The sequence below is a fragment of the Streptomyces sp. NPDC048516 genome, from assembly GCF_043199875.1.
Classification (GTDB): Bacteria; Actinomycetota; Actinomycetes; order Streptomycetales; family Streptomycetaceae; genus Streptomyces.
In genome coordinates, this window is the sequence record NZ_JBICWS010000001.1 from 796640 (window position 1) to 817513 (window position 20874).

Below are 20874 nucleotides of genomic sequence, written 5' to 3' on the forward strand. Positions count from 1 at the left end.
GGATACCTCATCTTTCTGGCATAGCGCGGCCCCCGCCAACCGTCACGCCCCGACGTAACCCCCACCATTAAAGATCTCTAGCGTGTGCGTCGTGAGAGTCCACCAATCGGTCCGGAGGTGCCATGCCCCTGCAGATGAAGTTGACTGCGATAACACTCGACTGCCCTGATTCACTGGCTCTGGCGGCGTTCTATCAGCAGGCGTGCGGCCTCGAACTCCACCCGAAATCAGACGCCGATTTCGCCGGTCTCAGCCATGAGGACGGACTCTTCATCGGCTTTCAACGGGTCGACGACTACCGGGCTCCACACTGGCCCGACCAAACTGTTCCCCAGCAGTTCCACCTCGACTTTGTGGTCGAGGACCTGGACGAGGCCGAGGCCCGGCTGCTGGAGCTGGGCGCGGGCAAGCCGGACCACCAGCCGGGTGAGGACAGGTGGCGGGTCTTCACCGATCCGGCAGGGCATCCGTTCTGCCTGGTCCTGCGCTGAGGACAGATCGCCAGAACAGTCGCTTCCGTACGGAATCACGATCGGAGCCAGATGAGGAGGGCGGCAGCGGTGACGGTGCCGAGATAGACGTACCCGCGCTTGTCGTAGCGGGTGGCGACGGCCCTGAATTGCTTGAGCTTGCCGATAGCCCGCTCCACCGTGTTGCGCTCTTTGTACCGGCTCTTGTTGAAGTCCGGAGGCCGTCCGCCGTGCGGCCCCCGGCGCAGGCGAGCGGCCTTGTGATCTTTCTTCTCCGGGATCACGTGCCGGATGCCTGCTTACGAAGGTAGGCGCGGATCATGCGGTTGCTGTACGCCCTGTCGGCGCCCACGCTGTCCGGGATGCGGCGGGGACGCCCAAGCCCCGTGCGAGGAACGCGGATCTTGCCCATGACCGGCTCGAACTGGGTGCAGTCCGCCCGCTGCCCCGGGGTAACAAGCAGGGACAACGGTCGGCAGCGGCCCTCCGCGGCAACATGGATTTTGGTGGTCAGCCCGCCGCGGGACCGGCCGAGGGCCTCGCCTGGTGCACCGCCTCCGCCAGCAGGAGCCGCAGAGCCATGTGCGCGTGCAGGTGAACTGATCTTTGTGGCGCCCCCTTTGAAAAGCCAGGTGCGGCGGGAGGCGGGTTCGTGGGTGCGCCGGCGGCGTGCTGGTGGGCCCGCACAGAGGTGGAGTCGACGTTGACGTTCCAGTCGAGGTCGCCCTCGGCGTCGGCAGCGGCCTGGACGTGCTGGAGGAGCATCTCCCAGGTGCCGTCGGCCGACCACCGCAAATGCCGCTTATGAACCGTCTTCCACGGGCCGAAGCGTTCGGGCAGCTCCCGCCACTGCACCCCGGTGCCGAGCCGGTGAATGATCCCGTTGATCACCTGCCGGTGGTCCCGCCACCGGCCGCACCGGTTGGTGCTCACCGGCAGCAGCGGCTCCAGCGCAGCCCACTCCGCGTCTGTCAGATCCCCCCTGCTGAGCATGACCGGAACAACGAGCCACCTGATCGAAGAGACACCACCTAAGTGGCAGGGTGACCGGGTGACCAGGTGGTCGGCTCCGGGACGGCCCTCCGAACCTGGTCAGTAGTGCCCCTTCTTGCCGTCGGCAAGCTCCCGGATGGCGTCCGTATGACCTGCGTGCCGGGCCGTTGCCTCGGTTATGTGGAACACGATCCACCGCAGGCTCGCGGCGGAAACACCGAAGTCGGGGTGGGTACCGACGACATCGAGCGCATGGGCGGCGATGATCTCGTTCGACACGGCACACTGCCGGTCGTACTCGGCAAGGAGCTGGGGGCGCCGCCCCGAACGGCCGCGCCCGGGCCGTCGCTCGGTCACCGTGGCAGGCCGTCGGCGAGGCCTGGCGTGCCACCGCCTCAGGAAGCGGGCGCCGCCGGCAGGACATGGACGCCGGTCCGGTCGGTGCTCAGGCAGAGCGAGCAGATCGCCGCGGCGTGCTGGTGGCAGGCGGCGAGGTCCGGACGCTCGAACTCCTGCCGGCAGACATGGCATGCGTACCGGGCCGTACTGGGGTTGCCGTCCGGGTCCAGCAGTGGAGCATCGATTCCGTCGGTGGTGCGCCGCAGGTAGAACCGGCCCTTGGTCAGGACGGCCGTCAGAGGGGTGAGGACGAAGGCGATCACTGCGGCCGCGACAGGTGAGTACGGCTGGAGGGTGTCCCCCAGAGCGTGGAAATACAGGGCGATCGACAGGCCGGATGCAGCGGTGAAAGACACCACTCCGACCGGGTTGACCGCATAGAGCATGCCGCGGCGGAACTCGGGGGCCTGCGGGGAGAGTTTCAGCAGGTACTTGTTGACGATGATGTCGGTGGCGACGGTGACGATCCAGGCGATGGCGCAATTCGAATAGAACCCCAGGATGCTGTTGAGGAAGCTGAACATGTCCGCTTCCATCAGGACCAGCGCGAAGGCCAGATTGGCGAGTACGAACACCATTCGGCCCGGATAGCGCTTGGTGACCCGGGTGAACGAGTTCGTCCATGCCAGCGAACCGGAGTAGGCATTGGTCACGTTGATCTTGATCTGACTGATCACGACCAGGACCACGGCCAGCGGGATGACCAGCCACGACGGCATCATGGCCGCGAAGGCGCCGGTGAACTGCTGGATGGGCTCGGTGGCCGAGGCCGCACCCACTTCGGAGAGGATGTAGACGGCCAGGAAGACACCGATGGCCTGCTTCAGCGCGCCGAGCACGACCCACCCGGGGCCGGCCATCACCACGGCCGTCCACCAACTGCGCCGGTTCCGTTCGGTCTTGGGCGGCATGAAGCGAAGGTAGTCGACCTGTTCACCGATCTGCGCGATCAGCGACAGACACACGCCCGCACCCAGCAGCACGGACGCGGCGTTGATCCCTCCGTTGCCGTTGCCGTTGCCGTTGCCGTCGCCGTGGGCGCCCCGGTACGACAGGAACGTGTGCACCGTGCCGGGGTCCGTGGCGATCAGGTAGAGCAGCGGCCCCACCATCAGCAGCAGCCAGACCGGGGTCGTCCAGACCTGGAGCTTGCTGAGCGCCTTCATGCCGTAGATGACCAACGGGATGACCATGCAGGTGGACAGCACATAGCCCAGCCACAAGGGCAGCCCGAAGCCCAGTTTCAGGCCCTGCGCCATGATCGAGCCTTCGAGGGCGAAGAAGATGAAGGTGAAGCTGGCGAAGATGACGCTGGTCAGGACCGAGCCGTAATAGCCGAAGCCCGAGCCCCGGGTGATCAGGTCCAGGTCGATGTTGTAGCGCGCCGCGTAGTAGGCCAGGGGGAAGCCGGTGATGAAGATGACCACCGCGGCGACCAGGATGGCGGCCAGAGCGTTCCCCGTGCCATGGGTGAGGCCGATGCCCGCACCGATCGAGAAGTCGGCCATGTAGGCGATGCCGCCCAGCGCCGTGGTGGCCACGACCATCGGCGTCCAACGGCGGTAGCTGCGCGGGGCGAACCGGAGGGTGTAGTCCTCCAGGGTCTCGTCGGCCGCTTTGCCGGCCGGTGCCTCGGTGGGGGCGGGCCGGGGGCTGCTGTCGGGGACGGTCAGTTGTGGCTCGACGCTCATGCCGGACCTCCTGAGGGACAGTGGGAATGCGAAGTGATGCGAGGTGATGCGAGGCGACGCCGTGTCATGCGTGTCATGCGGTGTGATGCCACGCGCACGGCAGGGGAGGCGCCGTGTGGCGCGCGAGGACATCGGCGCAGCGGGAGTGCGGTGGTGGGGAGACTAGGGAGCGCGTGTTTCCCGCAATGTCTTTCCAGATGAAGCGGACGTTTCCGCGGTGGCGCGACGCCGGTGGCGCGACGCCGGTGGGGCGAGGATCGCCGGCGCGAACACCGTCCGCGCGACCGCCCGCGCGAAGACCGACCGCGCCATGAGCGAGATGTCCTCGCGGCCCGCGCGGCAGAGCGGGTAGATATGAGGCCGGCGACGACGGAGGTTCCAGGTGCACCGGGCTCGGGCCGGGAGGGACAACCGGGAGTTCCCTTCCCGCCGATGCTGCCCGACGAGCACTCTCTGCCCCCGCCCCGTCGCGTCCCGCCCCCTTCCCCCCTCTCACCCGCAGGAGCCACCATGACAGCGGACCGACACGGGCACCTGATGAGCGATACCGACGCCGAGGCCGCCCACCGCTACGAACAGGCGCTGGACGACCTGCTGTTCTTCCGGCCCCGGGTCGCGGAGACATCGCAGGCGGTACTGGCTGCCTCGCCGCGGTCGGTGATGGGGCAGACGCTGGCCGCCTATCTGGGGGTGCTGGGCACCGAGGAGAAGGACGCGGCCGCGGCACGGGACCGCTTCGTCCGCTTCCGCTCCGGCCTGGACACCGAGCGCCTGACGCCCCGGGAGCGTATGCATATCGCCGTGGCCACGGCATGGCTGGACGGTGACCTGCACGGCGGCGGCCGCATCCTCGGCGACCTCTCCATCGCCTTCCCGCGCGATGCGCTGGCACTGTTCGCGGGCCACCAGCACGACTTCCTCACCGGGGACGCCCAGCGCCTGCGCGACCGCGTCGGCGGCGCGCTGGACGTCTGGGACGAGGACGACCCCCACCACGGTCCGTTGCTCGGCATGTATGCGTTCGGCCTGGAGGAGTCGGGCCACTACGAGCGGGCGGAGGAGGTCGGTCTGGCGGCCCTTGCGCAGCATCCGGGCGATGTGTGGGGCATCCACAGCGTGGTGCACACCTATGAGATGCGGGGACGCTTCGCGGACGGGATCCGCTTTCTCGACGCCCGTACGGCCGACTGGGCCCGGGGCAGTCTGCTCACCGTCCACAACTGGTGGCACTACGCCCTCTACACACTGGAGCTCGGTGCCACCGACCGGGTCCTGGAGATCTACGACTCCGCGCTCCACCACGATGCCTCGGCCGGTGTGGCGATGGAACTGCTGGACGCCGCGGCGCTGTTGTGGCGGCTGTACCTGGCACAGGAGGAACAGAGTGCGCGGTGGGCCCGGCTCGCCGATGCCTGGGAGAGCCGCCAGGACGGCCCGCACTATGCCTTCAACGACGCACACGCGGTCATGGCGTATGTGGGGGCGGGCCGCTTCACCCAGGCGCAGCGTCTCGTCCGGGACCGGGAGAACTGGCTGGCGGCGGAGGGGGGCGTCACCAACCGTGCCATGACAGCCGAGGTCGGACTGCCCGTCTGCCGCGCACTGATCGCCTACGGCCGGCAGGACTACGGCCGGGCCGTCGATCTGCTGCTCCCCGTCCGCCACCGCCTGCACACCTTCGGCGGCAGCCACGCCCAGCGGGACGCGATCCAGCGCACCCTCGTCGAGGCATCCCTCCGCTCGGGCCGGGCCGACCTGGCGCGGACCCTGCTCAGCGAACGGATTCAGCTGCGCCCGGTCTGCCCGTACAACTGGTCGGCCAAGGCCCGGCTCGCGGAACAGCTCGGTGACCCCGCACGGGCCGCCGCCGCCCGCGAACGCGCGGCCGCGCAGGCATCCGCGTAGCGGGTGGAACGGGTGACACGTTCGGACGTCAGTGGCGTCCCGCGGGCAGGCGGGTGTCCTCCACGGCCGGCGGGGCGTCGGGCGTCAGGAACTCCGGATCGGGTTCCAGGAACCGGATGGCGACGGCGGTGGCGAGGTGCAGGACGGCGAAGATCCAGACGATGCCCTCCACACCGAGCGGGCCCAGGGCGAGGGCGACGATGGCGGGGCCGGCGAAGGTGCTCGCTCCGGCGCCCAGGTTGAGCGCGGACATCGCCTGCCCCTTGTGGTGTGGCGCGAGTGCGGGAACCAGCGCCGAGATCGGCACGTAGCCGGCCAGGGCGATGCCGTAGAGGGCGGCGGCCACCGCGGCGGCGAGGAAGTGCGGTCCCGCCAGGACCGGTACGTAGTACAGCGCAAGACAGGTGAGGGCGCAGGCCACGGCGCCGAACCAGGTCATGGTGCGCTGCCAGCCGAGGCGGTCGCCGACGGCCCCGAAGAACAGGTTGGCGAAGATGTTCGCGGCGAACATCACGCTGAGCAGGCGCAGCCAGCCCGAGGTGCTGAAGCCGACCGTTTCGGTGAAGAAGAACGGCAGGCAGACCAGGAAACCGAATTGGGAACCGGTGCTGAAGACGCGGACAGCGGCGCCGATGGCCACGCGGGGGCGCCGCCGCATGATCGAGACGCTGCCCGCCAGGGTCGCGAGCGGACGCCCGCGGTCGGGAGCGAGTCCGCTCCGGCCGGTGGGCTCGCGCACCAGCAGCAGGGCGAGCAGGCCGCCGAGCAGCACCAGGCCGAGCGCGAACCACAGGGTCCGGTAGGAGCCGACCACCGGGATCGTGGCGCTGGCGACGAGTGAACCCAGGGTCGGCAGGCCGCCGGTGAACGCGAACCAGTACCAGCCGACCGCCGTTCCCAGCCGCTGCGGTGGGGTCGCCGCGGTGACCCACACCAGGAACCCGTAGGCGAACAACGGGTATCCGAACCCGCGCAGCCCGTAGATGAGCATCAGTAGCGGATAGTTCATGGTGGGTAGTGCCACCGTCAGCATCAGCAGCTGGAAGACGAGCCAGATGGCGAAGCCTGCGGTCATCACCCGTCGTGGCCCCCACAGGTCCGAGAGGGCTCCCGAGAGCCAGGCGCCGAGGGCGACGGTGATGCCGTAGACGGCGATGACCGCCGCCGCATCGGCCTTGGCCAGGCCCTGATCGGCCAGGTACTTCGAGAAGAAGCCGGTCTCCACGCCGTCGCCGGTCATGAACAGCAGCACCCCCAGGAACCCCCAGGCCAGCGCCGGGGGTATGCCCAGGCGGGCACATCGGGAGTGGCTGCTGACGGCCGGCGGCCGGCCGGTGGCCGGTATCGGTGCCGGCCGGGGGTGAGCGGGGCTGCTCATGGGCTCTCCAGGGGGCTGGGCGTGATCGGTGAGCAAGGGGGAGGCCGCACCGCCGGCCGCGTCGGCAGACGGTGAGCCGCGGCAAGTCTTCTCGCATTTTGTGCGAAGTCAAGACTCCTCTGATAAAAAAAGAAGCGGTACCGTGCTGACATCCAGGGACGCGCCGGTCCGGAACCGGATCGTGCACGGCCCCCGCCCCACCCCCGCACCCCGAGGGAGCCGTGACCCCGCCATGACCACCACATCCGGGATTCCCACCACCATGCGTGCCGCCGTACTGCACGGACCCGGGCAGCTGAGCGTCGAGAAGCGTCCCGTTCCCGCCCCCGGCCCGGGAGAGGTCCTGGTCCGCGTCGAGGCGGTCGGGACCTGCGGCTCGGACGTGCACTACTACCGGGACGGGCGGATCGGCGACTTCGTCGTACGCGAACCCCTCGTGCTGGGGCACGAGGCGGCCGGCACGGTCGTCGCCTGCGGTCCGGGCACCGACGAGCGCCGGATGGGGCGCCGGGTGTCCATCGAGCCCGGCACGCCCTGCGGCAGCTGCGGTGAATGCCGTCCGGGCCGCTACAACCTGTGCCCGGACATGAGCTTCCTCGCCACGCCGCCCGTGGACGGCGCCTTCTGCGAATACCTCGCCGTCCGCGAGGGCTTCGCCCACGAGGTCCCCGACACCCTCACCATCGAGGAGGCCGCCCTGCTGGAACCGCTCTCCGTGGCGGTCTGGGCCTGCCGCAAGGCCCGCGTCGCCCCCGGCGACCGGGTGCTGATCACCGGCGCCGGGCCCATCGGCCTGGTCGCCGCCCAGACGGCACGGGCCTTCGGGGCACGGGAGGTACTGGTCACCGATGTCCTGCCGCACCGCCTCGAACTCGCCCGGGCCGCCGGCGCCACGGCCCTCGACGTCTCCCGTACACCGCTGCCCGAGGCGCAGTACACCCCCACCGTCCTCCTGGAGTGCTCCGGCGTACCCGCCGTGAGCGGCGAGGCGATCCGTACCGTGGGCCGGGCCGGACGGGTGGTGCTCATCGGGATGGGCGGGTCCGAGGCGCCGCTGCCCGTGAGCCGGGTGCAGAACTACGAACTGGAACTGACCGGTACCTTCCGCTACGCCCATACCTGGCCCACCGCGATCTCCCTGGTGGAGTCGGGAAGGGTCCGGCTCGACTCCCTGGTCTCGCACGGTTACGGTCTTGCCGAGGCCGAGAGCGCACTGACCGTCGCCACCCACGACGCGACCGCCGTCAAGGCCGTCATCTACCCGCAGCGGTAGCCGCGCTGCCGCTGTCCGACCGGAAAGGGGCGGCCCCGATGGCTTCCACACGGTCGTCGCTGGCCGAGGTCGACCGGCGACGGCAGGACGTACTGGCCCATGTCGTCGAGCACGGAGACGTGCGCATCGATGACCTGGCCAGACACTTCGGGGTCAGCCTCGCGACCATGCACCGCGATCTGGACCAGCTCGCCGAACGCCGGCTGCTGCGCAAGGAACGCGGCCGGGCCGCGCCCTTCCCGACCCTCACCATGGAGACCGCCACCCGCTTCCGCATCGGTGTGAACCGCTCGGTGAAGGAGGCGCTGTGTGCCGCCGTCGCCGACGAGATCCGGCCCGGCAGCACCCTCGTGCTGGACGACTCGACCACGGTCTTCCCGCTCGCGGCCCGGATCGCGCGGACCGAAGCGGTCACCGTGGTCACCAACTCCCTGGGTGTGGCCCGGCTGTTCGACGAGACACCGGGCGCCGACGTCACCCTCCTCGGCGGCCGCTACCGCGGTGAGTTCGGCTCCTGCGTCGGCCCCGAGGTGCTGCGCGCGCTCGGCCGGCTCCGCGCCGACCTCGCGGTGATGTCCGCGGTCTCCGTACTCGGCGGCCGGCTCTTCCACCCGATCCGCGACTACGCCGACATCAAGGAAGCCATGCTGGACTGCGCCGAGCGGTCGCTGCTGCTGGTGGACCACACCAAGTTCGGCAAGTCCGCCACCCATGCCTACAGCGACATCGCCCGCTACGACCGGGTCGTCACCGACCGCGGTGCGCCGGCCGGGGAGCTCGCCGAGCTGCGCCGCAGGGGAGTTGCTGTCGACGTGGTCGACGCCTGACGGTGCGCCGCAGCGGGGCGGTGCCGACCGCACCCGCCGGGGCTGCTCCCCGCTCGCAGGCCTGCCCCGCACCTCAGTTCCGGGGAGGCCGCGGTGGCTCCGGGTCGGGAGCGAGCAGGCCCGCCAGCACCCGGCGGATCACCCGCTCGAACAGGTCTTGAGCATCCTGCGCCGGGCCGGCCGCCGGGTTGACTGCTGGGTGGGCTTCCGCGTGGTCGGTGAGGGCCTGCGCGAGGAGCGGATGAGCACCCTTCCCGGCCGCGGTGGCGAGATAGGCGGCCTGTGCCGACTGGCGCGCAGTGGGTGACCGGCAGCTTTGCAGGGCGGCACGGGACAGCATCGCGACCAGCGCGCTCAGCACGGCGACGGCCTCCAGCTTGGCCGGGCCCGTCATCCGTACCGGCGCCAGGGCCCCGAGGGCGAATTCGAGGTAGTCCAGTCCGCGGGGACCCACCCGCATCGCCTCCGGCGGCACCTCCAGTAGCCAGGGGTGCCGGAGTTGGACCTCCCGGGCACGGAGGGCCAGTGCCACCAGATCCGTCACCGGTTCCCCGGTCAGGGCCACCGTGAGGTCGATCTCGCCGGTCACCGAGTCCACCATCAGGTCCACCAGATCGTCACGGCCGGCGACATAGCGGTAGAGGGACGCCGGACCGGTGCCCACTTCCTTGGCCACCTGCCGTACGGACACGGAGGCCAGCCCGCCGGCATCGGCCAGACGGACCGCCGCCCGGGTGATCTGCCCACGGCTGCGCTCGGGTGCAGGCCCTCGCGCCCCCCGCTCGGGACGTTCCCACACCACTACCGGCTCCTCGGCCACCGAGACCCTCACCTGCCCCTCTCCCTCGTCCGGCCGCTATGCTAATAACTGCGAACAGCGATCGCAGTATTGAGGGGGGATCATGACCACATGGACGCCGGGCCGCTGGGCCCGCAACGGTGAAGTGGAGCTGGCTTACGACCAGTTGACGTCTGAGCAAGACAAGGAGCCACTGCTGCTGGTGACCGGCCTGGGCGTCTCGCGCCGCTGGTGGCCCGACGGCCTGGCTCAGGCCCTGGCCGGGCAGGGTTTCGCGGTGGCCCGCTATGACCAGCGCGACGCGGGAGAATCGACCCATCTGCCGCCCACCGCGACCGGCAACCCCATCACGGCGCTCTTCCGCAAGCGCGGCGCGTCGTATACCGCCGAGGACATGACCGACGACGCCGTCGCCGTGATGGACGCGCTGGGCTGGGATTCGGCCCATCTCTTCGGACAGTCGCTCGGCGGCGCGGTCGCCCAGCGCATCGCGCTGCGCCACCCCCGGCGGGTACGGACGCTGACGTCGGTGTCGGCCGTGCCCGGCGACGCCGCGGGCCTGGGCGCGGTGCGCTACATCCGGCTGCGGACGCTCGGCAAGCTCGCTCGGATGACATACCCGGACACCCCCGAAGGCGATATCGAGGCCGGGGTCGCCCTCGCCCGTCTCGTGCATTCGCCCGCGTATCCGCTCGACGAGCAAGCCGTCAGGGCCTCGGTCGCCGCCCGGGCGGACACCGGGGTCCGCGACGGGCACAGCCAGAGCCGGCAGATCGGCGCACCGTGGCACGGTCCCGCCATCAGCCGGATCACGATGCCGACCCTGGTCCTGCACGGCGCGGACGATCCCCTGGTCAAACCCGCTGCCGGGCGCACCGTTGCGGCCCGTATCCCGGGTGCGCAGTTCGTCTCGTTGCCCGGGGTCGGCCACGACCTGCCGGAACCGGTCTGGAGCGACGTCGCCGTGCGGGTGCGACGCCTCGCCGACCGGTAGGGCGGCGGGGAACGGCCGGCGGAGGAACCGAGCTCGGGGGCGCCCCTGCCGGACGGCCCGCCTGAACGGTCACTCCGATTTCGCGACAACGTGGCCCGCCCGTCGGCCATATGCCGACCGGCGCACAACTCCGCCGCAACCCCACCCGTCCTACCGCACGCATCTGTAGGCACTCTTCTTCGGAGGTTATTCATGCGACGGTTGGGGACAGCGGCCGCGGCGCTCGTGCTGGCGGGCGCCGGGGTGGTGGGCACGGCCGGTGCGGCCGGCGCCGTGACCGCCCCGGCGGGCAGGGCACCCGCGGCCTGCTCGACCGCGTGGGGCAGCGGCAACAAGTCGACGACGGACGCGAGCTTCAAGCCGTTGAAGAACATCACCACCAGCCGCACCGAGTGCTACGACCGGATGGTCTTCGATATCGGCGGCGCAAACGGCAAGCTCGGCTACCACGTCGGCTACGTCGATGCGTTCCACCAGGACGGCTCGGGCGAGCGCATACCCGTCAAGGGCGGCGCCATCCTGCAGATTTTTGTGTCCGCGCCCAGCCATGACCCGGTGACCGGTAAGCAGACCTATGCGGGGACGGCCGGCAAGTCGCTCCCGGGAGTGAACATCAGCGGTTACAAGACGTTCACGGACACCAAGTTCGGGGCGAGCTTCGAAGGGCAGACCCAGGTCGGCCTGGGCCTGCGCGCCAAGCTGCCGTTCCGGGTGGTCCAGTCCGGTCACGAGCTGATCGTGGACGTCGCCCACAAGTGGTGAACCGCCCAGCCGCGGGCGTCCGGCCCGGGGCGCCGGAAGGGATACGGCGGCCCGCCTGACGCCCGGGTAAAGCTCCGGCGGCACACAGAGAAATACCCCGGTCCGAATTGACGGCCGGGGTATTTCTCTGTGTATATTGAGGGCTTCTATGTCTTCATGCTGTGTCTTCGTCAAGCAATGAAGTAAGCCCAACTTCATTACCGAACATTACCCGAGCGGAGCTGAATTGTCAAACGCGGAAATGCGGTACGAGCAGGAATTCATTGATCTGCTCTATGAACGCCTCGCCGAACTGCGGGCCGGAGCCGAGAGGGCGGTGAACGCCGCCCTGCCGCTGGACGGGAACCATGCCCAGGCGCGGCTGGAGCGCGATGTGCTGGTGGCCGAGCACTCGGGCCTGCTGGCTGCCTTCGACGCCGGCGAGAACGGCCTGTGCTTCGGCCGGCTGGTCTTCCGGGACGGGCGCGATCACCACATCGGCCGTATCGGCATCCGGCGCGACGACGCGGACCGGACCCCGCTGGTCCTCGACTGGCGGGCCGAGGTCGCCCGCCCGTTCTACCTCGCCACCGGGCACACCCCGCTGGGGCTGCGCCGCAGGCGTCACCTCACGACCGAAGGCCGGGTCGTCACCGCCCTCCATGACGAGATCCTCGACCTCGACGACACCGAACGCACCGGGTACGAGAGCACCGACGCGGACGCCGTCCTGCTGTCCGCGCTGGACGCGGCGCGCACCGGACGGATGCACGACATCGTGCAGACCATCCAGGCGGAACAGGACGCGATCATCCGTGCCCCGCACCGCGGCGTCCTCGTCGTGGAGGGCGGGCCCGGCACCGGCAAGACCGTCGTCGCGCTGCACCGCGCCGCGTACCTGCTCTATGCGCACCGCGAACTGCTGGCCCGCCGCGCCGTGCTGATCGTCGGCCCCAACCCCGCGTTCCTCAGCTATATCGAGGAGGTGCTGCCCTCGCTCGGCGAGACGGGCGTTCTGCTCGCCACACCCGGCGAGCTCTTCCCGGGCGTGACCGCGACCGGAACCGACACCGCCGAAGCCGCCGCGATCAAGGGCCGTGCGGAGATGGCGGACGCCCTGGCGGGGTACGTACGGGACCGGCAGACCCTGCCCGACCCCGAGATCGTGATCGACCACGAGGACGGCGAACTGCGGCTGGACGCGGACATGGCGCGCGAGGCACGTCGCCTCGCGCGCGAGACCAAGCTGCCGCACAACCTCGCCCGCCCCCACTTCGCCTTCCGCATCATCGATGCGCTCACCGCGCAACTGGCCGACCGGCTGGGCGCCGACCCCTTCGGCGGGCCGAACTTCCTCGGCCCCGACGACCTCGCCCAGCTCGGCAAGGAGATCGCCACCAGCCCCGAAGTGCACCGCGCCATCGAGGAGTTGTGGCCCGACCTCACGCCGCAGCGGCTGGTGGCCGACTTCCTCGCCGACCCCGGCCACCTCCCGGAAGCCGACGCGGACCTGATCCGCCGCGCGCACGGCGACTGGACTCCCGCGGACATCGCCCTGCTGGACGAGGCGGCCGAACTCCTCGGCGAGGACGACTCGGCGGCCCGCGCCGCGGCCGAGGCGGAACGCCAGGAGCAGATCGCGTACGCCCAGGGCGTCCTCGAACTCTCCTACGGCTCCCGCACCCAGGAGTTCGAGGACCGGGTGGACGAGGACTCCGAGGTACTGGCCGCGCACGATCTGCTGGACGCGGAACGGCTCGCCGACCGGCAGGAGGAGGCCGACCACCGCACCGCCGCCGAACGCGCGGCGGCCGACCGGACCTGGGCGTTCGGCCACATCATCGTGGACGAGGCGCAGGAGCTGTCCGCGATGACGTGGCGGTTGCTGATGCGCCGCTGCCCCACCCGCTCGATGACCCTGGTCGGCGACCCGGCCCAGACCGCCGAGCCGGGCGGCCTGGGCTCGTGGGAGGCCATCCTCGCGCCCTACACCGGCGAGCGCCGGCACCATGTCAGGCTCGGGGTCAACTACCGCACGCCGAGCGAGATCATGGACATCGCGGCGCAGGTGCCCCGGTCCACGGACCCGGCGTTCGAACCGCCCCGCTCCATCCGCTCCACCGGTGTACCCCCTTGGGCACACCGCACCGACGATCTGGCGCATGCCGTCGCCGAGGCCGTCGCGCAGGAGGCCCACGAGGAGGGCCGCCTCGCCGTGATCGCCCCGGCCGCCCGCCACGCGGCCCTCTCCGCCGCCCTTCCTGGGGCCTCCGCCGGCCTCTCCCCGGACCTGACCAGCCCGGTGGTTCTGCTCGATCCGCGGCAGGCCAAGGGCCTGGAATTCGACACGGTGATAGTCGTGGAACCGGCGGAGTTCGGAGCCAGCGACCTCTACGTCGCGCTCACCCGGGCCACGCAACGGCTCGGCGTCATCCACGCGGCACCCCTGCCGCCCGGACTGGAGACGCTGCCGCCGCGGAACGCCGCCCCCACCGGTCGGTGACCGCGCGCCGCCGGGGCGCCGTAAGGAGAGAGACGGCGCCCCGGGGGGGAGGGGGTACCCCCGGGGGACCGGGCGGCGGAGCCGTGAAGTCGGCGGTATGTCGGAGCCGGTGGTCCAGGTGTCGGTGGCCTGTCGGGAACCGTCGGGAACTGTCGGTCCGATGTCGGCGGGATCCGGCACCGTTCGAGAGGTCCTGCCGGGTATCCACCCGGCTGTTGGTCGGGTAAGGGGATCTCCTGTGCATGACGTAGTGATCGTGGGTGCCGGTCCGGTCGGTCTGTTCCTTGCCTGCGAGCTCGGCCTCGCGGGCTGTTCCGTCCTGGTACTGGAGCGGGAGCCGGAGTCCGGCTCCCCGCTCAAGGGAAAGCTGCTCGGGATCCGGGGCCTGTCCGCCGCTTCGATCGAGGCGTTCCGCCGCCGCGGGATGCTGCACGAATTGCGGACGGCATCGGGTGTGCACGACACTCCCGGCGCTGACGCCGAAGCGCACGAGCCGACATCCCTTCGTGGCGGCCATTTCGCCGGCATGAGGCTCGATCCGGGCCGGATCGACGCCGCAGCCCTGCCGTACCGGCTTCCCGGCGCGGCGATGGACGGCATGCGTACGTACCTCGAAGCGGTCGAGACGACGCTGTCCGAGCAGGCAATACGGCTCGGCGTCGAGATCAGGCACGGCGTCACGGTCTCCGCCCTCACCCAGAACGAGAAGAGCGCGATCGCGCACGCCGGCGAGCACGAGTACGCGGCGCGCTGGGTCGTCGGCTGCGATGGCGGACGCAGTACGGTGCGCGGACTCGCGGGCTTCTCATTCGTCGGTACCGAGCCGCAGTTCACCGGCTACACCATGCAAGTCACCGTCGCCGGCGCCGAGAAGCTGCACTTCGGGACCAACCTGACGCCGACCGGCATGTACCTCCATTTCGCGGCCGGGCACATCGCCATGGCGGACTTCGACGGCGGCGCGTTCGACCGCTCGCAGCCGCTGACCCGCGACCATCTCCAGTCGGTTCTGCGCCGGGTGTCCGGCACCGACGTGACGCTGACCGAGGTGCATCTCGCCTCCAGCTTCACCGACCGGGCGATGCAGACGACGACCTACCGGCGGGGACGCGTCCTGCTCGCGGGCGACGCCGCGCATATCCACTCGCCCCTTGGCGGGCAGGGACTCAACACCGGCCTCGGCGACGCCATGAACCTGGGGTGGAAGCTCGCGGCGACCGTGCACGGACACGCACCGGACGGGCTGCTCGACACCTACACCCGTGAGCGCCATCCGGTCGGCGCGAAGGTGCTCGACTGGTCGCGCGCCCAGGTGGCGGTCATGCGGCCGGACCCGCACTGCCAGGCGATCCAAGGAGTGGTGCGCGACCTGATCGGGACCGGTGACGGAGCGACCTACGTGTCCGAAAGGCTGTCGGGAGTATCGATCCGTTACGACCTCGGCAGCGAGCATCCACTGGTCGGCCGCAGCGCCCCGGACCTCCACCTGGAAGACGGCACTCGCCTCAGCGACCTGATGCGGGACGGACGGGGCGTGGCGCTCGATTTCAGCACCGCCCGGAGCCTGCGCGGTGCGGCGGAGGGCCGGGAGAGCCGGATACGGTATGCAGCCGGTCCGGCGGAAGACGACCTGGGACTGGGTGCCGTGCTCGTCCGTCCCGACGGCGTGGTCGCCTGGGCAGGTGAGCGCACCCCCGATCGCGAAGCGTTCGAGGAGGCCGCCGGACAGTGGTTCGGCGGCCCGGAAAGCTGACGCGGCCATGCCGTTCTCCTGAGCGGCCGCCCGTTCCCCTCCCCTGTCTCTCTTCTCCCCGAGTTCGAGGAGCGCATATGACGATCACTGTCCGACCGGGAAGCACCGTGATGTTCACCGGTGATTCGATCACCGACTGCCAACGACTGGAGAGCGAAGACGGACTCGGGTTCGGCTACCCGCTGCGCGTGGCGGGCGAGTGGGGCTTCAGACATCCGGACCGGCCCGTGACCTGGCTGAACTCCGGGATCGCCGGCCACAAGGTGCGGGACCTCGAAGCCCGCTGGCAGAGGGACGTACTCGACGCGCGCCCGGACGTGGTGTCGATCCTCGTCGGGGTCAACGACATGGGCTGGCACACGCTGGACCCGGAGGGGTATGTGATCCCCGTGGAGGAGTTCACCGCGGGTTACGACCGCCTGCTCGCGCCCCTCGCCGAGGCGGGCACGGAGCTGATCCTCATCGAGCCGTTCCTCCTGCCGATCCACGGCGTCGTCGAGGCCGGTGCAGGTACCGCACGCATCGGAGTGGAAGAGCGAAAGGAGTGGCGCGCCGACCTGGACCCGAAGATCCAGGCCGTACGGGAACTCGCCGACACCTACGGTGCCCATCTGCTGCCCGCCGACCACATGTTCGCCGAACTCGCCGCGACGACCGGACCGGAACACTGGGCCGAGGACGGCGTGCACCCGACGCCGGCCGGTCATGCCGCCCTCGCGGCGGCCTGGCTGCGCCTGGTCGGGTGACCGGGCGTCAGGTCACGGCCATCCCGGCGGAGACGCGATACACCACGTTGCGGCGCAGCGGGCCGTCGGGGACGCCGGGATCGTCGAAGTCGAAGGCGGGGTCGTGGGTCATGCCGATGCGGCGCATCACGGCCTGGGAGCGGAGGTTGGTGGCGGTCGTCACCGCGACGATCTCCGGCAGACCGAGGGTGGTGAAGCCGAAGGACAGGGCGGCCCGGGCGGCCTCGGTGGCGTAACCGTGGCCCCAGGCCGACCGGGCCAGACGCCATCCGGTCTCCACCCCGGTGAAGGACATGTCCTCGTCCACCGGGTCGAGCCCGGTGAAGCCGATGAACTCGCCGGTGGCGCGCACCTCAAGGGCCCACCACCCCCAGCCGCGTTCGTCGAGGGCGGCCTGGAAGCGGGCGATGGAGGCCTCGCTCTGCTCCTGCGTCAGCACTTCCGGGAAGTACCGACGGACCTCGGGATCGGCATTCATCGCCGCCCAGGGCGCCAGGTCGGAGGGCCGCCAGGCGCGCAGCAGCAGGCGCTCGGTGCGTAGTTCGGACACCGCGCCAACCTAGCCCGCTCGGGCGGGGGAGGCGACCGAATAAGGGCGACCGGCCAGGGATGAGCGCAGAGGGACGACCGCATCAGGCGAGCGAAAAGCGGGGTGCCGTTGCGGCGTGGACAGGCCCGACCCGCCCGCGCCGCAACGCCCTGCCGCAGACGGCCGGTCCGGTTCTCCCGGCCCGCGCACCGCCGGCGGCGTACTACTTGACCGACCCCGCCATGATCCCCTGCACGAAGTGCCGTTGGAAGGCGAAGAACACGATCAGCGGCACGATCAGCGACAGGAAGGCGCCGGGGGCGAGCACCCCGATGTTGCTGCCGAACTGTCGCATCTGCGACTGGAGGGCCACCGTCAGCGGCTGTGAGGCGTTGTCGGCGAAGAGCAGCGCGACCAGCATGTCGTTCCAGACCCACAGGAACTGGAAGATGGCCAGGCTGGCGATGGCGGGGCGGCCCAGCGGCAGGATCAGCTGGGAGAAGATGCGCCACTCCCCGCCGCCGTCCATACGGGCGGCCTCCAGCATCTCCTTGGGGATCTCCGCGAAATAGTTGCGCAGCAGGAAGATGGCGAACGGCAGGCCGTAGGCGGTGTGGAAGAGGACCACACCCGGGATGGAGCCGAACAGACCGAGCGCGCCGAACAGCTTGGCCACCGGCAGCAGTCCGATCTGGACCGGCACCACCAGCATGGCGACCACCACCAGGAATATCCAGTCCCGGCCGGGGAACTGCAGCCAGGCGAAGGCGTATCCGGCCAGCGCGGCGATCACGACCACGGCGAGGGTGGTGGGCACCGAGATCAGCACGGTGTTCCAGAACGCCTGGACGATGCCCGAGTCCTTCAGCAGCGCCGTGTAGTTGTCCAGCGACAGCTGGCCGGGCGCGGTGAGCGCGGTCCACCAGCCGCTGCTCGCGTTCTTTTCCTCCGTACGCAGGGAGGAGAGGAAGAGTCCCGCGGCAGGGGTGAGCCAGACCAGGCCGATGAGGAGCAGGAACAGCTGGATCGCGCCGCGGCTGAGACGCTTCACCGGCGCCTGCGCCCTCGCCCGCCGGCGGGACGCTGCGGCTGAGGGGACGGTGGTCATGACTGGCTCCTGCGGAAACGTCGGATGTTGAGGAACATGGCCGGGACCACCAGGAGCAGCAACAGGACACCGAGGGCGCTGCCGAGGCCCTGGTTGTTGCCGCCGCCGAAGGAGACCAGCCACATCTGCAGGGCCAGGACATTGGCGTCCTGCTGTACGGGACCGGGGGCGATGATGTAGACGAGGTCGAAGACCTTCATCACATTGATCACCATCGTCACGAACACCACGCCCAGTACGGGGCCGAGCAGCGGCACCGTGATCCTGCGGAAGACCTGCCACTCGTTCGCGCCGTCCATCCGGGCCGCTTCCAGGACGTCACGCGGCATCGAGGAGAGTCCCGCGCCGATCAGGACGAGCGCGAAACCGGTCCAGATCCACATATAGGCGCCGATGATGGCGGGCGTGATGAGGGCCGGGCCGAGCCAGGAGATGCCCTCGTACGGCGGGGCGAAGTCCTTCGCGGGGAGCTGGACGGCGTACGACCCCGGAGCCAGGCGGGGAAGCCGGTAGGAGCCGTCCGCCGCGGTGGTGGCCGTCGCCACGACCTTGCCGTGCGAGTCGACGGCCTCGACGGTGAGCTTCGGCAGACCGCGTTCGCGGGGGTCCACCGTGCCGGGTGTGCCACCACCGCCGGGGGTGAAGTCGAGGTAGACCACGCCCCGCAGCTCCCCCTTGCCGGCCGGGGACTTGGCGGCCTCGGCGGCCGGCCGCGCCTGCGCGGGCATGTCCTTGGGCGCGACGCCGACCAGACCGAGGTTGACGGTGTTCCCCGGGTCGGTGCGGTGCGCCGTGCGGTAGGAACCGTCATGGCCCTTGGCCAGCCGCTTGTCGCCGAGGCGGGCCTTGGCGGTGGGGAACGAGACGGACTCCCCCTGAACCTTGTCGTGGATGCCTACCGTGATCGCGTTGAGCACCCCGCGCTGCGGATCCTGCTCGTAGGCGAGGCGGAAGATGATGCCCGCGGCGAGGAAAGAGATCGCCATGGGCATGAACATCAGCAGTTTGAACGCCGTCTTCCAGCGGATCTTCTCGGTCAGCACGGCGAGGACCAGACCGAGTCCGGTCAGCAGCGCGGGGGCGAAGACGACCCAGATCGCACTGTTGCGGATGGCTCGGAGGGTGGCGGGGTCCTGGAACATCGCGGTGTAGTTGCCGGCGCCGACGAAGGTGTTGCCGGAGGCGTCGTACAGGCTGCGGACGACCGAGAACACGATGGGGTACGCGACCAGCGCACCCAGCAGCAACAGTGCGGGAAGCAGGAACAGCGCGGCGATCCGGCGGCGGCGCCGGACGGCGCGCCGCACGGGGTCGGTGGTGCTGCCGGGGGTGCCGCCCGGAGGGATGGGCGCGGCGGCGCGCGAGGTGGCGGGCGCCGCCGCGGGAGTGGTGACAGGCATGGATCGGGCCCTGGTCCTTACTTTCCGTACGCCTTGGCCGCGGCGGCCTCGAGCTTGTGGGCCGTGCCTTCGGGGTCCGAGGGGTCGCGCAGGAAGTCCTGGAGCAGCTTCCATTCGCCGGCGCCCTGGGTGCCGCCGAAGGCAGCGGGGGCCTGGTCGGACATGTCGAAGCGCACGGAGTTCCCGGCGTCGGTGAGGGACGCGGCGGCCTTGCGGGTGACCTCGTCGTGGTAAGCGTCCGCGGGCACCTTCTTGTTGGGCGAGATGTAGCCACCCGCCTTGGCCCAGACACTCGAGGCCTCGGGAGTGGCCAGGTACTTCACCAGCTCCATCGCGGCCTTCTTGTTCTTCCCTGCCTTGAGCACCACCGCGGCGTCGCCGCCACTGACCACCGGGGCCTTGCCGCCATCGACCGCGGGGAAGGGGAAGAACTTGGCGTCCTTGCCGACTTCCTTGTGGAGCTCATCGGTGACCAGCGCACTGACGAAGTCACCCTCGTAGACCATGGCCGCCTTCGGCTCCGGGCCGAAGACCTGCTGGACGGACTCGGGGAAATCGGTGCGCAGCGCGCCCGAACCGCCGCCCGCCACCAGGTTCTTGTCACTGAACAGCTTGCCGAGCGCGGTGAGCGCCTTGACCACGCTGGGGTCCGTCCACGGGATCTTGTGGGTGGCGAGCTTGTCGTACTTCTCCTGACCGGCCTGGGAGAGGTAGATGTTCTCGAACCAGTCGGTCAGCGGCCAGCCCGCCTCGCCCGCGACGGAGAAGGCCGGCACGCCCGAGTCGGACAGCGTACGGCCCGACTTCAGCAGCTCCTGGTAGGTCTTCGCGGGCGTGACCCCGGCCTGGCCGAACGCTTCCGGGCTGTACCAGACCGTCGACTTGTGCGAGGCCTTGAAGTACAGGCCGTAGTAGGTCTTGTCGACCGTGCCGTAGTCCTTCCACACCTGCGCGAAGTTTTTCTTGGCCTCGGCGCCGACCTCCGCCGACAGGGGAGTCAGCCAGCCCTTCTTGGCGAACTGCTGGAGCACGCCGACCTGGGGGACCATCACCACATCGGGAGCGTTGCCGCCTTCGACCTGGCTGCCGATGACCGTCGAGACGTTGTCGCCGGTGGAGGCGAAGGTGACCTTCGCGCCGGTCTTCTCGGAGAAGGCGTCCAGGACCTTCTTGAAGTTCTGCTGTTCCACGCCGGTCCAGACGCCTGCCACGGTCACGGTCTGGCCGGTGAGTTCCTGCTTCTTGCCTCCGGCCGCCACATTGCCACCGCATGCGGTGGCGCCGAGCGCCAGACCGAGCACGGCGGCGCCGGACACGGCGGCTCGGGTGTGTCGTACTGCGGGTCGTCTCATCGTGGTTCCCTTC

General features: G+C 70.1%; 17 protein-coding genes and 1 pseudogene. 9 read left to right on the forward strand and 9 right to left on the reverse strand.

The features are described 5' to 3' along the window. Positions 1-122 precede the first annotated feature (122 nt). Complete coding sequence (locus tag ACGFR7_RS03635) at positions 123-491, forward strand: VOC family protein (RefSeq protein WP_393312483.1); 369 nt, start codon at positions 123-125, stop codon at positions 489-491. Between the two features lie 35 nt (positions 492-526). Here ACGFR7_RS03635 and ACGFR7_RS03640 read toward each other — a convergent pair. The 3 genes and pseudogenes from ACGFR7_RS03640 to ACGFR7_RS03650 all read right to left on the reverse strand — a co-directional run bounded on the left by ACGFR7_RS03640 (position 527) and on the right by ACGFR7_RS03650 (position 3553). Next, a pseudogene (locus tag ACGFR7_RS03640) lies at positions 527-1463 on the reverse strand (IS5 family transposase). A 99-nt stretch (positions 1464-1562) separates the two neighbouring features. Continuing rightward, entirely contained in the window at positions 1563-1820 is a 258-nt protein-coding gene (locus tag ACGFR7_RS03645) for a DUF664 domain-containing protein (RefSeq protein WP_393312485.1), read from the reverse strand. 38 nt (positions 1821-1858) lie between these two features. Beyond that, entirely contained in the window at positions 1859-3553 is a 1695-nt protein-coding gene (locus ACGFR7_RS03650) for a purine-cytosine permease family protein (RefSeq protein ID WP_393312487.1), read from the reverse strand. 510 nt (positions 3554-4063) lie between these two features. Between ACGFR7_RS03650 and ACGFR7_RS03655 the strand changes: the two genes are divergently transcribed. Continuing rightward, positions 4064-5458, forward strand: a complete 1395-nt coding sequence (locus ACGFR7_RS03655; RefSeq protein WP_393312489.1) for a tetratricopeptide repeat protein — start codon at positions 4064-4066, stop codon at positions 5456-5458. Positions 5459-5486: 28 nt separating this feature from the next. Here ACGFR7_RS03655 and ACGFR7_RS03660 read toward each other — a convergent pair whose 3' ends face one another. Next, positions 5487-6836, reverse strand: a complete 1350-nt coding sequence (locus ACGFR7_RS03660) for an MFS transporter (protein ID WP_393312491.1) — start codon at positions 6834-6836, stop codon at positions 5487-5489. Positions 6837-7068: 232 nt separating this feature from the next. On the opposite strand from ACGFR7_RS03660, the gene ACGFR7_RS03665 reads away from it, so the two are divergent. Then, complete coding sequence (locus tag ACGFR7_RS03665) at positions 7069-8109, forward strand: NAD(P)-dependent alcohol dehydrogenase (protein WP_393312493.1); 1041 nt, start codon at positions 7069-7071, stop codon at positions 8107-8109. Positions 8110-8147: 38 nt separating this feature from the next. Next, complete coding sequence (locus ACGFR7_RS03670) at positions 8148-8936, forward strand: DeoR/GlpR family DNA-binding transcription regulator (protein ID WP_393312495.1); 789 nt, start codon at positions 8148-8150, stop codon at positions 8934-8936. Between the two features lie 73 nt (positions 8937-9009). Here the strand turns inward: ACGFR7_RS03670 and ACGFR7_RS03675 are convergent, their stop codons facing one another. Continuing rightward, a complete protein-coding gene (locus ACGFR7_RS03675) occupies positions 9010-9768 on the reverse strand; it encodes a TetR/AcrR family transcriptional regulator (protein WP_393312498.1) in 759 nt (252 codons plus the stop codon). A gap of 70 nt (positions 9769-9838) precedes the next feature. Between ACGFR7_RS03675 and ACGFR7_RS03680 the strand changes: the two genes are divergently transcribed. The 5 genes from ACGFR7_RS03680 to ACGFR7_RS03700 all read left to right on the forward strand — a co-directional run bounded on the left by ACGFR7_RS03680 (position 9839) and on the right by ACGFR7_RS03700 (position 16472). Then, positions 9839-10729 (forward strand): alpha/beta fold hydrolase, encoded by an 891-nt coding sequence (locus ACGFR7_RS03680; RefSeq protein WP_393312500.1) that lies wholly within the window; start codon positions 9839-9841, stop codon positions 10727-10729. A gap of 192 nt (positions 10730-10921) precedes the next feature. After that, a complete protein-coding gene (locus ACGFR7_RS03685) occupies positions 10922-11491 on the forward strand; it encodes a hypothetical protein (protein WP_393312502.1) in 570 nt (189 codons plus the stop codon). Positions 11492-11732: 241 nt separating this feature from the next. Continuing rightward, positions 11733-13973: a HelD family protein gene (locus ACGFR7_RS03690; protein ID WP_393312668.1), complete on the forward strand. Its 2241-nt coding sequence runs from the start codon at positions 11733-11735 to the stop codon at positions 13971-13973. A gap of 238 nt (positions 13974-14211) precedes the next feature. Then, positions 14212-15726, forward strand: coding sequence for an FAD-dependent oxidoreductase (locus tag ACGFR7_RS03695; RefSeq protein WP_393312504.1), 1515 nt, complete (start codon positions 14212-14214; stop codon positions 15724-15726). A 77-nt stretch (positions 15727-15803) separates the two neighbouring features. Then, positions 15804-16472 (forward strand): SGNH/GDSL hydrolase family protein, encoded by a 669-nt coding sequence (locus tag ACGFR7_RS03700; protein WP_393312506.1) that lies wholly within the window; start codon positions 15804-15806, stop codon positions 16470-16472. Positions 16473-16479: 7 nt separating this feature from the next. Here the strand turns inward: ACGFR7_RS03700 and ACGFR7_RS03705 are convergent, their stop codons facing one another. The 4 genes from ACGFR7_RS03705 to ACGFR7_RS03720 all read right to left on the reverse strand — a co-directional run bounded on the left by ACGFR7_RS03705 (position 16480) and on the right by ACGFR7_RS03720 (position 20861). Continuing rightward, positions 16480-17022, reverse strand: a complete 543-nt coding sequence (locus ACGFR7_RS03705; protein WP_393312508.1) for a GNAT family N-acetyltransferase — start codon at positions 17020-17022, stop codon at positions 16480-16482. A 202-nt stretch (positions 17023-17224) separates the two neighbouring features. Next, positions 17225-18109, reverse strand: coding sequence for a carbohydrate ABC transporter permease (locus ACGFR7_RS03710; RefSeq protein ID WP_393312510.1), 885 nt, complete (start codon positions 18107-18109; stop codon positions 17225-17227). Next, a complete protein-coding gene (locus ACGFR7_RS03715; RefSeq protein ID WP_393312512.1) occupies positions 18106-19509 on the reverse strand; it encodes an ABC transporter permease subunit in 1404 nt (467 codons plus the stop codon). The genes ACGFR7_RS03710 and ACGFR7_RS03715 overlap by 4 nt, the downstream gene beginning before the upstream one ends. 17 nt (positions 19510-19526) lie before the next feature. Next, the gene (locus tag ACGFR7_RS03720) at positions 19527-20861 is read right to left on the reverse strand and encodes an ABC transporter substrate-binding protein (protein WP_393312514.1); all 1335 of its coding nucleotides are present in this window, start codon (positions 20859-20861) and stop codon (positions 19527-19529) included. Between the last annotated feature and the right edge of the window lie 13 nt (positions 20862-20874).